Annotated in this window: 13 protein-coding genes; 8 read left to right on the forward strand and 5 right to left on the reverse strand. The window is 64.6% G+C overall.

The annotated features are described in order from the left end of the window. The first annotated feature begins 509 nt into the window (after nucleotides 1–509). The 6 genes from hemA (at nucleotide 510) to MKK04_RS03830 (ending at nucleotide 5,855) form a co-directional block, all read left to right on the forward strand. On the forward strand, nucleotides 510–1,787 hold the full coding sequence (hemA, locus tag MKK04_RS03805; protein ID WP_063911223.1) for a glutamyl-tRNA reductase: 1,278 nt from the start codon (nucleotides 510–512) through the stop codon (nucleotides 1,785–1,787). After that, nucleotides 1,784–2,866: a peptide chain release factor 1 gene (prfA, locus tag MKK04_RS03810; protein WP_013970909.1), complete on the forward strand. Its 1,083-nt coding sequence runs from the start codon at nucleotides 1,784–1,786 to the stop codon at nucleotides 2,864–2,866. The genes hemA and prfA overlap by 4 nt, the downstream gene beginning before the upstream one ends. Continuing rightward, the gene (gene prmC, locus MKK04_RS03815; RefSeq protein WP_207832427.1) at nucleotides 2,866–3,696 is read left to right on the forward strand and encodes a peptide chain release factor N(5)-glutamine methyltransferase; all 831 of its coding nucleotides are present in this window, start codon (nucleotides 2,866–2,868) and stop codon (nucleotides 3,694–3,696) included. Before prfA ends, prmC begins: the two co-directional genes overlap by 1 nt. Further along, entirely contained in the window at nucleotides 3,690–4,445 is a 756-nt protein-coding gene (locus MKK04_RS03820; protein ID WP_013970911.1) for a molybdopterin-synthase adenylyltransferase MoeB, read from the forward strand. The genes prmC and MKK04_RS03820 overlap by 7 nt, the downstream gene beginning before the upstream one ends. After that, nucleotides 4,438–5,235: a glutamate racemase gene (murI, locus tag MKK04_RS03825; protein WP_207832429.1), complete on the forward strand. Its 798-nt coding sequence runs from the start codon at nucleotides 4,438–4,440 to the stop codon at nucleotides 5,233–5,235. The genes MKK04_RS03820 and murI overlap by 8 nt, the downstream gene beginning before the upstream one ends. Nucleotides 5,236–5,336: 101 nt before the next feature. After that, nucleotides 5,337–5,855, forward strand: coding sequence for an acyloxyacyl hydrolase (locus MKK04_RS03830; RefSeq protein ID WP_207832431.1), 519 nt, complete (start codon nucleotides 5,337–5,339; stop codon nucleotides 5,853–5,855). Nucleotides 5,856–5,978: 123 nt separating this feature from the next. Here the strand turns inward: MKK04_RS03830 and MKK04_RS03835 are convergent, their stop codons facing one another. The 5 genes from MKK04_RS03835 to MKK04_RS03855 all read right to left on the reverse strand — a co-directional run bounded on the left by MKK04_RS03835 (nucleotide 5,979) and on the right by MKK04_RS03855 (nucleotide 11,052). Further along, nucleotides 5,979–6,677 carry an SDR family oxidoreductase gene (locus MKK04_RS03835; protein ID WP_207832433.1) on the reverse strand — a complete coding sequence of 233 codons (699 nt, stop codon included), beginning with the start codon at nucleotides 6,675–6,677 and terminating at the stop codon, nucleotides 5,979–5,981. Then, nucleotides 6,674–8,116, reverse strand: a complete 1,443-nt coding sequence (gene phrB, locus MKK04_RS03840; RefSeq protein WP_241106264.1) for a deoxyribodipyrimidine photo-lyase — start codon at nucleotides 8,114–8,116, stop codon at nucleotides 6,674–6,676. The genes MKK04_RS03835 and phrB overlap by 4 nt, the downstream gene beginning before the upstream one ends. Next, a complete protein-coding gene (locus MKK04_RS03845; RefSeq protein ID WP_207832437.1) occupies nucleotides 8,107–9,006 on the reverse strand; it encodes a MerR family transcriptional regulator in 900 nt (299 codons plus the stop codon). Before MKK04_RS03845 ends, phrB begins: the two co-directional genes overlap by 10 nt. Continuing rightward, a complete protein-coding gene (locus tag MKK04_RS03850) occupies nucleotides 8,996–9,964 on the reverse strand; it encodes a YbgA family protein (RefSeq protein ID WP_233687306.1) in 969 nt (322 codons plus the stop codon). The genes MKK04_RS03845 and MKK04_RS03850 overlap by 11 nt, the downstream gene beginning before the upstream one ends. Nucleotides 9,965–10,065: 101 nt before the next feature. Next, nucleotides 10,066–11,052 (reverse strand): NAD(P)/FAD-dependent oxidoreductase, encoded by a 987-nt coding sequence (locus tag MKK04_RS03855; RefSeq protein WP_063911231.1) that lies wholly within the window; start codon nucleotides 11,050–11,052, stop codon nucleotides 10,066–10,068. 187 nt (nucleotides 11,053–11,239) lie between these two features. Between MKK04_RS03855 and MKK04_RS03860 the strand changes: the two genes are divergently transcribed. Then, entirely contained in the window at nucleotides 11,240–12,145 is a 906-nt protein-coding gene (locus tag MKK04_RS03860) for a TIGR01777 family oxidoreductase (RefSeq protein WP_207832441.1), read from the forward strand. A gap of 13 nt (nucleotides 12,146–12,158) precedes the next feature. After that, the gene (hemH, locus tag MKK04_RS03865; protein WP_207832442.1) at nucleotides 12,159–13,172 is read left to right on the forward strand and encodes a ferrochelatase; all 1,014 of its coding nucleotides are present in this window, start codon (nucleotides 12,159–12,161) and stop codon (nucleotides 13,170–13,172) included. Nucleotides 13,173–13,210: the final 38 nt, after the last annotated feature.

Here is a 13,210-nt window from a genome sequence, read left to right on the forward strand (position 1 = left end):
TTGGAGGACTCACCGGCGGTCGGAGCATGATGACACAAGCGCGGGGGCAAACCCACCTGTGCTGTGGCTGGTTAACTGCGACCTTTGAGGGGGGGGAAGGGTTCCGGACAGGTTGGTTGTGCCGGGTGTATGGCTTGATTGGTGTGGTGGTGCGGAGATCGAGCGCCGCCCGCGCGGCGCTTCGCGGGACAAGCCCGCTCCCACATTTGTTGCAACGTGGCCATGTCTGTTGGAGAGGCGTTGCCAGCCTTGGTGCATGTCTTCAGACAAGTGGGGCTGCGGATGTGTCCACCTCGAAATAGAGTCGAGCCAACAAGGCGTGCAACCATGGCCTGACAGGTTCGGCACGTTGCAACAAATGTGGGAGCGGGCTTGTCCCGCGAAGCGCCGCGCGGGCGGCGCTCGATTTTACAGGCGCAGAAAGTGTCAAGGCGAACACCAACGGTGGTTGTCCTGAAACCTGCGAAAGAGGACAATTATCGGCTTCTCGTCACAACCAGCGACCTTGCATGGCCTTTCTTGCACTTGGTATCAACCATAAGACTGCCTCGGTAGACGTACGCGAGCGCGTGGCGTTTACCCCAGAGCAGCTGGTAGACGCCCTGCAGCAGCTCTGCCGACTGACATCCAGCCGCGAAGCGGCGATCCTGTCGACCTGCAACCGTAGCGAGCTCTATATAGAGCAGGACCACCTGTCCGCCGATGCGGTGCTGCAATGGCTGGCCGACTATCACCGCCTCAGCCTGGACGAGCTGCGCGCCAGCGCCTACGTGCACGAAGAGCACGAGGCGGTGAAGCACATGATGCGGGTGGCCTCCGGCCTGGACTCGCTGGTGCTCGGCGAGCCGCAGATCCTCGGCCAGATGAAGTCCGCCTACGCCGTGGCGCGTGAGGCCGGCACCGTCGGCCCGCTGCTCGGGCGCCTGTTCCAGGCCACCTTCAGCGCCGCCAAGCAGGTGCGCACCGACACCGCCATCGGCGAAAACCCGGTGTCGGTGGCGTTTGCCGCAGTCAGCCTGGCCAAGCAGATCTTTAGCGACCTGGGCCGTAGCCAGGCCCTGCTGATCGGCGCCGGCGAAACCATCACCCTGGTCGCCCGCCATCTGCATGAGCAGGGCGTGCGCCGCATCGTCGTGGCCAACCGTACCCTGGAGCGGGCCAGCATCCTGGCCGAGCAGTTCGGTGCGCACGCGGTACTGCTGGCCGACATCCCCCAGGAACTGGCCAACAGCGACATCGTCATCAGCTCCACCGCCAGCCAGTTGCCAATCCTCGGCAAGGGCGCGGTCGAGAGCGCGCTGAAGCAGCGCCGGCACAAGCCGATCTTCATGGTCGACATCGCCGTACCGCGCGATATCGAAACCGAAGTCGGCGAACTGGACGACGTCTACCTGTACACTGTCGATGACCTGCACGACGTGGTGGCGGAAAACCTCAAGAGCCGCCAGGGCGCGGCCCAGGCCGCCGAGGAACTGGTGTCGGTGGGGGCCGAAGATTTCATGCTGCGCCTGCGCGAGCTGGCCGCGGTGGACGTGCTCAAGGCCTATCGCCAGCAAAGCGAGCGCCTGCGCGACGAAGAACTGCAAAAGGCCCAGCGCCTGCTGGCCAACGGCGGCAACCCCGAAGACGTATTGGCCCAACTGGCCCGGGGGCTGACCAACAAACTCCTGCATGCGCCAAGCGTGCAACTGAAAAGGCTCTCGGCCGAGGGCCGCCTCGATGCGCTGGCCATGGCCCAGGAACTCTTTGCCCTCAACGAGGGCTCGACGGACAAATCCCCGCAATGAAAGCGTCGCTGCTGAACAAACTGGAAATCCTCCAGGACCGCTTCGAAGAACTCACCGCACTGCTCGGTGATGCCGAGGTCATTTCCGACCAGACGCGCTTTCGCGCCTATTCCCGTGAGTACGCCGAAGTCGAGCCGGTCTACGCTGCTTATAAAGAGTGGCGCAAAGTCCAGGACGACCTCGAAGGTGCCCAGGCGCTGCTCAAGGACAGTGACCCGGACCTGCGCGAAATGGCCGTGGAAGAAGTGCGTGAAGCCAAGGAACAACTGCTGACGCTGGAGTCGCAGCTGCAACGCATGCTGTTGCCCAAGGACCCCAACGACGGCCGCAACGTGTTCCTCGAAATCCGTGCCGGCACCGGTGGCGACGAGGCAGCGATCTTCTCCGGCGACCTGTTCCGCATGTATTCGCGCTACGCCGAAAAGCGTGGCTGGCGCCTGGAAATCCTCTCCGAGAACGAAGGCGAACACGGCGGCTACAAGGAAATCATCGCTCGCGTCGAGGGGGAGAGCGTGTACGGCAAGCTCAAGTTCGAGTCCGGCGCGCACCGCGTACAGCGCGTGCCCGAGACCGAATCCCAGGGCCGTATCCACACCTCCGCGTGCACCGTGGCGGTACTGCCCGAGCCGGACGAACAGGCGGCCATCGAGATCAACCCGGCCGACCTGCGCGTGGACACCTACCGCGCATCCGGTGCCGGTGGCCAGCACGTCAACAAGACCGACTCGGCGATCCGTATCACCCACTTGCCAACCGGTATCGTGGTCGAGTGCCAGGAAGAGCGTTCGCAGCACAAGAACCGTGCCCGCGCCATGTCCTGGCTGTCGGCCAAGCTCAACGACATGCAGACCAGCGCGGCGCAGAACGCCATCGCCACCGAGCGCAAGCTGCTGGTCGGCTCTGGCGACCGTTCCGAGCGCATTCGCACGTACAATTATCCGCAGGGCCGGGTGACCGACCACCGTATCAACCTGACCCTGTACTCGCTGGACGACATCCTCGCCGGCGGCGTGGAGGCGGTGATCGAACCGCTGCTGGCCGAGTACCAGGCCGATCAACTGGCCGCCCTGGGGGACTGATGACCATCATCGCCAGCCTGCTGCGCAACGCGCAGTTGCCAGAATCGCCCACCGAGCGGCTGGATGCCGAGCTGCTGTTGGCTGCGGCCATCGGCAAGTCGCGCAGCTACCTGCATACCTGGCCCGAGCGAATCGTCAGCAGCGAAGACGCCGAGACCTATGCCGGTTACCTGCAGCGCCGCCGTGGCGGCGAGCCGGTCGCCTACATTCTCGGGCTGCAGGGCTTCTGGAAGATCGACCTGGAAGTGGCGCCGCATACCCTGATCCCGCGGCCGGATACCGAGCTGCTGGTCGAAGCCGCCCTTGAGCTGCAACCTGCCACGCCGGCCAAGGTCCTTGACCTGGGCACCGGCACCGGCGCGATTGCCCTGGCCCTGGCCAGTGATCGCCCGGCCTGGCAGGTAACCGCAGTGGACCGAGTGGAGGAGGCCGTCGCCCTGGCCGAGCGCAACCGCCAGCGCCTGGGCCTGGAAAACGTCCAGGTACGGCTCAGTCACTGGTTCGACAGCCTGGCCGGCGAGCGTTTCGACCTGATTGTCAGCAACCCGCCCTACATCGCCGCCGCAGACCCGCACCTGGTTGCCGGTGATGTGCGCTTCGAGCCCAGCAGCGCGCTGGTGGCCGGGGCCGATGGCCTGGACGACCTGCGGGTAATCGCCGCCCAGGCCCCCGCGCACCTGTTGCCGGGTGGCTGGTTGTTGCTGGAACACGGCTACGATCAGGCAGCGGCGGTGCGCGCCCTGCTGGCTGAACAAGGTTTCATCGAGGTCGCCAGCCGCATGGATCTGGGCGGTCATGAACGCATTACCCTGGGGCGCCTGCCATGTTGAGTGATCAGGAACTGCTGCGTTACAGCCGGCAGGTATTGCTGGCCCAGATCGATATTGACGGCCAGTTGCGGCTCAAGCAGAGCAAGGCGCTGATCGTCGGGCTCGGTGGCCTTGGCTCGCCAGTTGCCCTGTACCTGGCCGCCGCCGGGGTGGGGGAGCTGCACCTGGCCGACTTCGACACCGTCGACCTGACCAACCTGCAACGCCAGGTCATCCACGACAGTGCCAGCGTCGGCATGAGCAAGGTCGATTCGGCCTTGCAGCGCTTGCAGGCGATCAACCCGGAAATCAGCCTGGTCGCCCATCGCCAGGCGCTGGACGAGGATTCGCTGGCGGCCGCCGTGGCGGCGGTCGACCTGGTGCTGGACTGCTCCGACAACTTCGGTACCCGTGAGGCGGTCAACGCCGCCTGTGTCGCGGCTGGCAAGCCGCTGGTCAGCGGTGCGGCGATCCGCCTGGAAGGGCAGTTGTCGGTGTTCGACCCACGGCGTGACTACAGCCCTTGCTACCACTGCCTGTACGGCCATGGCAGCGAAGCCGAACTGACCTGCAGCGAAGCCGGCGTGATCGGCCCGCTGGTGGGCCTGGTAGGCAGCCTGCAGGCGCTGGAGGCGATGAAGCTGCTGGCCGGGTTCGGCGAGCCGCTGGTCGGCCGCCTGCTGTTGATCGATGCGCTCGGCACTCGTATCCGCGAATTGCGGGTCAAGCGCGACCCGGCTTGTGCGGTCTGCGGCAAGCGCGATGGCTGAGCGTTCGGCGCCGGTCGGCGTGATGGACTCCGGGGTTGGCGGCTTGTCGGTACTCGCCGAGATCCAGCGCCTGCTGCCCAACGAGACGCTGCTGTACGTGGGCGATTGCGGCCACATACCCTACGGCGAGAAGTCGCCGGACTATATCCGTGAGCGTCTCCGGCGCATTGCTGCGTTCTTCCATGAACAGGGCGCCAAGGCCATGGTACTGGCCTGCAACACCGCCACGGTGGCGGCGGTGGCCGACCTGCGCGAGTTGTACCCGAACTGGCCGCTGGTGGGCATGGAGCCGGCGGTGAAGCCCGCTGCCGCCGCTACGCGCTCTGGCGTGGTCGGTGTGCTGGCCACCACCGGTACCCTGCAGAGCGCCAAGTTCGCCGCCTTGCTCGACCGTTTTGCCAATGACGTACAGGTCATCACCCAACCTTGCCCGGGGCTGGTCGAGTTGATCGAGGCCGGCGACCTGGCGAGCCCGGCGCTGCGCCAGTTGCTGCAAGGTTATGTTCAGCCGTTGCTGGCCGCTGGCTGCGACACGCTGATCCTCGGCTGCACCCATTACCCCTTCTTGCGCCCGTTGCTGGCCGGCATGGTGCCAGCCGACGTGGCCATCATCGACACTGGCGCCGCGGTGGCGCGCCAACTGCAGAGGCTGCTGGGCGCGGATGACCTGTTGGCTGAAGGACCGGCTCGGGATACCCGTTTCTGGACCAGTGCTGATCCGCAATCTCTCAGGAAAATCCTACCTTTGCTGTGGCATAAGTCTGGCAGTGTGCAAAGCTTTTCATTGTAAAAAAAACGTGAAAAGCAACTGAACTACCGTACCGCTGCCGTTTTCTACCGCCTTGCCTGATATGAGGCGGACACTAATAACAGCAAAGAAGGATGTTGCTCATGAAGAAGCTGCTCGGCTTGGCGGCGGCTGCCGTCTTCACCCTGGGGCATTCATTGTCGGCGCAGGCTGCCGATGTTTCGTTTTCGGTGGGGCAGACCGGTGACTCGACCATGGTCTACCGGTTGGGGCTGCAATCGAATTGGGAGGCGAGCTGGTGGCAGACCAGCGTGGGGCGCCTTACGGGGTACTGGGATGGGGCCTACACCTATTGGGATGGCGACAAGACCGCGAGCAACCACAGCCTGTCGTTCGCGCCGGTGTTCGTTTATGAGTTTGCCGGGGAGTCGGTGAAGCCTTACATCGAGGCGGGGATCGGTGTGGCGGCATTCTCCAGCACCGAACTGGAAGACAACGAACTGGGCTCGGCGTTCCAGTTCGAGGACCGCATCGGCTTTGGTTTGCGCTTTGCCGGTGGGCATGAGATTGGCGTGCGGGCGATTCACTATTCCAACGCGGGCATCAAACAGCCCAACGATGGCGTGGAGAGCTACAGCCTGCATTACCGCATGGCGCTCTGAGCGCTCCTGTGCCGGCCTCTTCGCGGGTAAACCCGCTCCCACAGGGTGGACTGTATCTTGAGTGCAGTGGTGTACCTGTGGGAGCGGGTTTACCCGCGAAGAAGGCAGTGCCGATGCCAGACTCTACCGCGTCAACGGCCACAGGCCATTGAGGTCCAAAGCCTCCAGCACAAGCTCAGGTTCCCTCTGTGGCCAGCGCCGCAGCAGTTCTTCTGCCGCATTCTGCGGCGTCCACACCTCTGGTATTGCCTGCGCCGGGGTTACAGGTGTCTTCAACGACTGCGGCCCAACCACTGTTAGCTCAACCCCCAGAGCCTTCAACGCCTGACGCTGCTCGCGCACCCACTGCGGCAAGTTGTTCCAGCCCGCAGTCACCTGCGTCGGCGCATATAACTGCAAGGCCGAATACCGGTTGAACACCGCCATCACCTGCGGCGAGTCACCCTTCGCCAGCAAGGGCAGCGCATTGGCCAGGCAATGCTCGCTGGCCAACTGGTTGCCAGTGACGAGCGCCTCGAACAACTCGCTGTCCGCCACATCGTCCACCAGGTAATCGCTGGTACCGGCGTTGATGATCAAGCCATCCAGCGAGCACCAGGCATGGCAGATCTGTTGGCTGGCCTGGGCCGCCTGCTGTTCTTCATGCAACTGCCAGGGCAAGCGCAACAATTGGCTGCCATAACGCGCCGCCAAGGCATCCAGTGCCTCGCTGTCCTTGCCGCTGGCGGCTACCCGGTGTCCTTCAGCGAGCAACTCTTCCACCAGCGCCAGGCCTAGTCCATTGCCGGCGCCCGTTACCCAGATACTGCGTGCATTGTTCAAGATAGCGCCCTCTGATCCTGCCGGCGCGGGAGGCCCTTGAACGCCTCCAGCGCGCGCTGGCGACTGCTGTCAAGATCGACGATTGGACTGTAGTAGGATTGTCTGGCAAAAAGATCGGCTGATCTTACGGGAAGATGAATGGTTTTTTCATCCAGCCCCTGCAATTCCGGCAGCCAGTGCCGAATGAAACGCCCCTGCGGGTCGAAACGCTGCGACTGTGAAACCGGGTTGAAGATGCGGAAATAGGGCACTGCGTCGGTGCCGGTGGACGCGCTCCACTGCCAGCCGCCGTTGTTGGCGGCCAGGTCGCCGTCTATCAGGTGGCGCATGAAATGCCGCTCGCCCTTGCGCCAGTCGATCAGCAGGTTCTTGCTGAGGAACATGGCCACGATCATGCGCAGGCGGTTGTGCATCCACCCAGTGTGCAGCAGTTGGCGCATGGCGGCGTCGATGATCGGGAAGCCGGTACGCCCCTGTTCCCAGGCTTCAAGGTCGGCCGGTGCGTCGCGCCAGGGCAGGGCTTCGGTCTGGGCGCGGAAGGCGCGGTGACGCGAGACCTGTGGATAACCGGTCAGGATGTGTTTGTAGAATTCGCGCCAGAGCAGCTCGTTGATCCAGGTTTGCACGCCGCTGCTACCGCTGTCGAACTCGCCGCGGTTGCTGGCCAGGGCGCCGTGCAGGCACTGGCGCGGCGAGATCACGCCAGCGGCCAGGTAGGCGGAGAGCTGGCTGGTGCCGGGCCTGGCAGGCAAGTCGCGCAGTTGTTGGTAGTCGTCGATGGTCTCGTCGAGAAAGCGGGTCAGCCGCGCTTGTGCCTCGGCTTCACCGGCCGGCCAGTGGTCGCGCAGGGCCTGAGCGGGTTTTTCGAAGCCGTCCACGTGCTGGGGGATCGGGTCGCTGCTGATCTGCAGCGGTGCCTGGCGTTTGACTCGGTGGGCCAGGGCGGGGAGGCCGCGGTGCAAGTGCTCCAGGCAGCTCTTCTTGAACTGGCTGAACACCTGGAAGTAGTCGCCGCTGCGGGTAAGGATGGTGCCCGGGCGGAACAACAGCTGGTCGAGGTGGCTGTGGGCCTGGATGGCCGACTTTTCCAGCAGCGCCCGGGTGGCGGTGTCGCGACGTTGTTCGTTGATGCCGTACTCCTCGTTCCAGTGCACGCTTTGCACCTGGTGTTGGCGGCAGACATCGAGCACCGCCTGTGGCGCCTGGTCCCAGGTGTCGATCTTGCGGATCAGCAGGGGAATGTTCAGGCGTCCCAGCGACTGGCGCAGGTCGCGCAGGTTGCGCAGCCAGAAGTCGACTTTGCAGGTAGCGTCGTCGTGGGCCTGCCATTGCCCGGGGCTGACCAGCCACAGGGCGAGGGTCGTGCCGCGTTCGCTGGCGGCGCTGAGCGCGGTGTTGTCATCGATGCGCAGGTCACTGCGCAGCCAGGTCAGGTGCATGGTGCGGTCATCTCTACGGGCTGGCGGTCATGGGCTTGCAGCAAACGCAATGCCGCCTGTGGGGTATCGAACAGGGCGAGGTTGGGCAGCCGGAGGGCTCGCAGCCGGGCTTCGTGCAGCGCCAGCGTTGGCCCACCGAGCAAGGTCGGTACGGGCAGGTTGGGCAGGGTGCGTTGCAGCGCCTTTTCATCGATGCGTGGCCCCAGGTGCAGGAGCACGGCGCGCGGTTTGAGCATGGTGACGGCGCATTGCAGGTGCGCGCCGGCAATGGCGTGCTCCAGCACTTCGACTGGCAGGCCGTTGCTGGTGAACAGCCAGGCGCACAACCACAAATCGGGGTTGAAGGTGCGTTCGCTGTCTTCAGCCAGCAAGATGGCAGGGCCTTGCAGCAACTGGTTGTCGTGGTAGACCCGGGCGCCCAGCTTGCTGCGCAGCCAGCTGTGGAAAAACACCTGCTCCAGCCGTGCATTGAAGTAGTTGCGCCAGCGCAGCTCCAGGAGGTCGAGCAGCGGCAACAGCAACTGCTCGCACAGGGTGACGGCCGGGTACAAGGCCATCGCCTGGTTGAGCTGCTGGTCGAGGGCGCGCTGCGACAGCGTGGCAATGGCCTCGATCAGCTGGAACTGCCGGGCTTGCCAGTCGCCTTTCGGCGCCGTGCTGGCCGGTTTGTCGAGCAGCTCACGTACCTGGCTGACGGAGGCACCGCGCTGCAGCCAGGCGAGGATCGCCTCGACGCGTGCGACCTGCTCCAGCGGATACAGGCGATGGCCCTTGGCAGTGCGCTGGGGCTTGAGCAGGCCGTAGCGGCGCTCCCAGGCGCGCAGGGTGACGGGGTTGACGCCCGTGCGGCGAGCCAGTTCGCCGATGGGCAACAGGATTTCAGACGGCATTGCGCAGGCCCAGGCGCTCTGGGTGCGGCTGCAGGTAGGCCTGTTGCTGCAGATACGGGTCGGGGTGCTTGCGCAAGTGGTGCTTGAGCAGGGTCAGCGGCACCACCAGCGGCACAACGCCTTGCTGGTATTGGCCGATGACGGTCTGCAGCTCGGCTTTGTCCTGCTGAGTGAGCGCGTCCTTGAAGTAGCCGCTCAGATGCTGCAGCACGTTGCCATGGGTACCACGGCTGGCGCAGCGGCGCAGGGCCTGCATCAGCTGGCTGAAGTAGCGCGGGCCGATGCTTTGCGGGTCGTCTTCCTTGCTCATGCTGCCGAGCAGGCGCCCCAGGCTGCGGTAGGCTTGGGGGTTGTTGGCCATCAGCAGGTACTTGTAGCGTGAGTGGAAGCGCACCAGGGCGCCCCGGCTCAGGCCTTCGGCCAGCAGGCGCTGCCAGTCGGCGTAGGCGTACACGCGGCTGATGAAATTCTCGCGCAGCACCGGGTCGTGCAGGCGGCCTTCTTCTTCCACCGGCAGGTCTGGGCGCCTTGCGCAGAACGCCTGGGCATACACGCCCCGCCCGCTGTTGAAGGCCGGATGGCCATTGTCCTGGTACACCTTGACCCGCTCCAGGCCACAGGAGGGCGATTTCTGCATGAAAATGTAGCCGCAGATATCGTCGAGTTCGGCGGCCATTTGCTCGCCGTAGCTGCGCAGCGGGCCGGTCAGGTCCATCCCGGGGTTGCGGGTTCCGACCACTTCCGGTTGCTCGGGGTCGCCGACCAGGCGGATCGGGTCGCGCGGTACGCCCAGGCCGATGGCCACCTCCGGGCACACCGGCAACCAGTCGAAGTGTTCCTCGAGCTGCGTGCGGCACAGGTCGGAGGCCTTGTGGCCGCCGTTATAGCGCACGCTGTGCCCGGTCAGACAGGCGCTGATGGCGATACGCGGCTTGCTGTGGGCGGATGAGTCGTGCATGGGCTGTCTCCAGATAACCTGTACGAAACCAAAAACTTGTACAGGTTTATTCCAGCACAGCCCTGAAGTTATGCAAACCAGTTTTTTTGTATAGCTCTACATCATTCGAGGTGTTCGAGCAGCCGGCGCGCAGCTTCCTGGCCGCTGAGCCAGGCGCCCTCGACCCGCCCGGACAGGCACCAGTCGCCGCAGGCGTACAAGCCTTGGTCTGCATCGGCCAGCGCGCCCCATTCATGGTTGCTGCTCGGGCGGGCATACAGCCAGCGGTGGGCCAAGGCAAAAGTAGGTGGCGGCACCACGCAGCCGACCAGTTCGGCGAACTCGCCCCTCAGCTGTTCGATCACCTCTTCCTTGGGCAGGTCGATGTGTTGCCGGCTCCAGTTCGAGGTAGCGTGCAGTACCCAGGTGTCGAACTTCTCGTCACGCCCGGGTTTGCTACGGTTGCGCGCCAGCCACTCGAGCGGGTTGTCCTGCACGAAGCAGCCTTGCATCGGCGTGTCCAGCGGGGTCTGGAAGGCCAGGGCGACGGCCCAGGTGGGCTCCATCTGCACGCCGGCGGCCACGGCGGCGAGCTTGGGGGTGGAGGCCAGCAGCGGGGTGGCCTGCGGTGCCGGCACGGCGATCACCACGCGGCTGTAGGGGCCGTGGCTGCAGCCTTCGGTGTCCTGCAGGTGCCAGTATTGCTTGCCGCGGAACACCTCGGCGATGCGGCAGCCGAAGTTGACCGTCACGTCCTTGAGCAGGCCGCGGGTGATTGCACTCATGCGCGGCACACCCACCCAGCGCGTCTGCTCGTCGGGGGAGGGGGTGAGCTCACCATCGCGGTAGTTGTACAGCTGCGGTTTCCATTGTTCGGCCCAACCGGCGGCGACCCACTGCTGCACCTGCTCGACGAAGCGCCGGTCACGGGCGGTGAAGTACTGGGCACCCAGGTCCAGCGCGCCGACTTCGCTGCGCTTGCTGGCCATGCGCCCGCCACTGCCGTGGCCCTTGTCGAACAAATGCACGGATTGCCCGGCCTTTTGCAAGGCCTGGGCGGCTGACAAGCCGGCTATACCGGCCCCGATGATGGCGATAGGTACTGTCATGATGGCCTCTTCAAACCTTGCTGTAAGCAGACTACGCTGTCAGGTAAACCTGTACAATGCACAAAATTTGTATAAGGTTATTCCGCGTTGGCAGACAGGTTGACCTATGTTTATCCGAGAGCGTCGGGTCAAAAAAGTGCCTTGATGTTAAAAATAGACCACCGCCGCATTCTGCGAGGACACAGCCATGCATATATTGCTGACAGGTGGCACCGGGTTGATTGGCAAGCACCTGTGCCAGTACTGGCTCGGCCAGGGTCATCGCCTGACGGTGTGGAGCCGGCGACCTGAGCAGGTGCCGAAAATTTGTGGCACCGGCGTGCGTGGCATCGCCCGCCTGGAGCAACTGGAGGCGGATGATCAGTTGGACGCGGTGATCAACCTGGCCGGCGCGCCGATTGCCGACCGGCCCTGGACAGCCGCCCGGCGCAACCTGCTGTGGGCCAGCCGCGTCAGCCTCACCGAGCAGTTGCTGGCCTGGCTGGGCACCCGTGAACAGCGCCCGCAAGTGCTGATCTCCGGCTCTGCGGTGGGCTGGTACGGAGACGGTGGCGAACGCGAGCTGACCGAGGCTTCACCGCCGGTGCGCGAAGATTTCGCCAGCCAGCTGTGCATTGCCTGGGAAGAGACGGCCCTGCGTTCCCAGGCCCAGGGTATTCGCGTGGTGCTGGTGCGTACCGGGTTGGTGCTGGCCAGTGATGGCGGCTTTTTGTCGCGCCTGCGCGTGCCCTTCAAACTGGGGCTGGGCGGGCCTTTGGGCGACGGGCGGCAGTGGATGCCCTGGATCCATATAGACGACCAGGTCGCCCTGATTGATTTTCTCTTGCAGCACAAGGATGCCAGCGGTCCTTATAATGCCTGCGCCCCGGAGCCGGTGCGCAACCGCGAGTTTGCCAGGCGCCTGGGGCGCACCCTGCACCGGCCGGCCTTGCTGCCGGTGCCGGCACTGCTGCTCAAGGCCGGCCTGGGTGAGCTGTCGACGCTGCTGCTCGGCGGCCAGCGCGCGCGCCCGGTACGTTTGCTGGCGGCAGGCTTCACCTTCCGCTTCAACGATTTGCAATCGGCCCTGGACAACCTGTCCAGCCGCCTCTGACATAGGACGCTGCATGACCGATCACGCTCTGCTGCTGGTCAACCTGGGTTCCCCGGCCTCCACCTCGGTGGCCGATGTGCGCCGCTACCTCAACCAGTTCCTCATGGACCCTTACGTGATCGACCTGCCTTGGCCGGTACGGCGCCTGCTGGTGTCGCTGATCCTGGTCAAGCGCCCGGAGCAGTCGGCACACGCCTATGGCTCGATCTGGTGGGACGAGGGCTCGCCACTGGTGGTGCTGACCCGTCGCCTGCAGGCGGCGATGGTCGAGCACTGGCCCCATGGCCCGGTGGAGATTGCCATGCGCTATGGCCAGCCAGCCTTGCCCGAGGTACTTGAGCGCCTGGTGGCCCAGGGTGTGCGCAAGGTGACCCTGGCGCCGCTGTACCCACAGTTCGCCGATAGCACGGTAACCACTGTAGTAGAGCTGGCCAGGCAGACGGTCAGTGAACGCCAGTTGCCGTTGCAGATGCGCGTGCTGCAGCCGTTCTACGAGCACCCGGACTACATCGAGGCACTGGGCGCCAGCGCCAGGCCTTACCTGGAGCAGGATTACGATCACCTGTTGCTGAGCTTCCACGGCTTGCCGGAACGGCATCTGAAAAAGCTGGACCCGACTGGCAAACATGACTTCCAGGCGGCCGATTGCTGCAAGGATGCCAGTGCCGATATGCGTGCGGTGTGTTACCGCGGGCAGTGCCTGGCCACGGCCAGGGCCTTTGCGCAGAAAATGGGCATACCCGATGGCAAATGGTCGGTGTCTTTCCAGTCGCGGCTGGGGCGGGCCAAGTGGATCGAACCCTATACCGAGGCGCGGTTGGACGAACTGGCCAAGGCCGGGGTGAAGAAGCTGCTGGTGATGTGCCCGGCGTTCGTGGCCGATTGCATCGAGACGCTGGAGGAGATCGGCATGCGCGGCAGCGAGCAGTTTGTCGAGGCCGGCGGGCAGGAGCTGGTGCTGGTGCCGTGCCTGAATGATCACCCGGAGTGGGTGAAGGTGCTGGCGGGAATGTGCGAAAAAGCCTGAGTCCAAGGTTGCCTGTTCTGGCCTCTTCGCGGGTAAAC

It is taken from the genome of Pseudomonas sp. LS.1a, assembly GCF_022533585.1.
In the GTDB taxonomy this organism is placed as follows: domain Bacteria; phylum Pseudomonadota; class Gammaproteobacteria; order Pseudomonadales; family Pseudomonadaceae; genus Aquipseudomonas.

What these genes read in the sequence shown, in the direction of transcription:
- hemA (WP_063911223.1), top strand. Translation starts at nt 510, where the DNA reads ATGGCCTTTCTTGCACTTGGTATCAACCATAAGACTGCCTCGGTAGAC.
- prfA (WP_013970909.1), top strand. Translation starts at nt 1,784, where the DNA reads ATGAAAGCGTCGCTGCTGAACAAACTGGAAATCCTCCAGGACCGCTTC.
- MKK04_RS03850 (WP_233687306.1), bottom strand. Translation starts at nt 9,964, where the DNA reads ATGCACGACTCATCCGCCCACAGCAAGCCGCGTATCGCCATCAGCGCC.
- prmC (WP_207832427.1), top strand. Translation starts at nt 2,866, where the DNA reads ATGACCATCATCGCCAGCCTGCTGCGCAACGCGCAGTTGCCAGAATCG.
- MKK04_RS03855 (WP_063911231.1), bottom strand. Translation starts at nt 11,052, where the DNA reads ATGACAGTACCTATCGCCATCATCGGGGCCGGTATAGCCGGCTTGTCA.
- MKK04_RS03830 (WP_207832431.1), top strand. Translation starts at nt 5,337, where the DNA reads ATGAAGAAGCTGCTCGGCTTGGCGGCGGCTGCCGTCTTCACCCTGGGG.
- hemH (WP_207832442.1), top strand. Translation starts at nt 12,159, where the DNA reads ATGACCGATCACGCTCTGCTGCTGGTCAACCTGGGTTCCCCGGCCTCC.
- MKK04_RS03820 (WP_013970911.1), top strand. Translation starts at nt 3,690, where the DNA reads ATGTTGAGTGATCAGGAACTGCTGCGTTACAGCCGGCAGGTATTGCTG.
- MKK04_RS03860 (WP_207832441.1), top strand. Translation starts at nt 11,240, where the DNA reads ATGCATATATTGCTGACAGGTGGCACCGGGTTGATTGGCAAGCACCTG.
- phrB (WP_241106264.1), bottom strand. Translation starts at nt 8,116, where the DNA reads ATGCACCTGACCTGGCTGCGCAGTGACCTGCGCATCGATGACAACACC.
- MKK04_RS03845 (WP_207832437.1), bottom strand. Translation starts at nt 9,006, where the DNA reads ATGCCGTCTGAAATCCTGTTGCCCATCGGCGAACTGGCTCGCCGCACG.
- murI (WP_207832429.1), top strand. Translation starts at nt 4,438, where the DNA reads ATGGCTGAGCGTTCGGCGCCGGTCGGCGTGATGGACTCCGGGGTTGGC.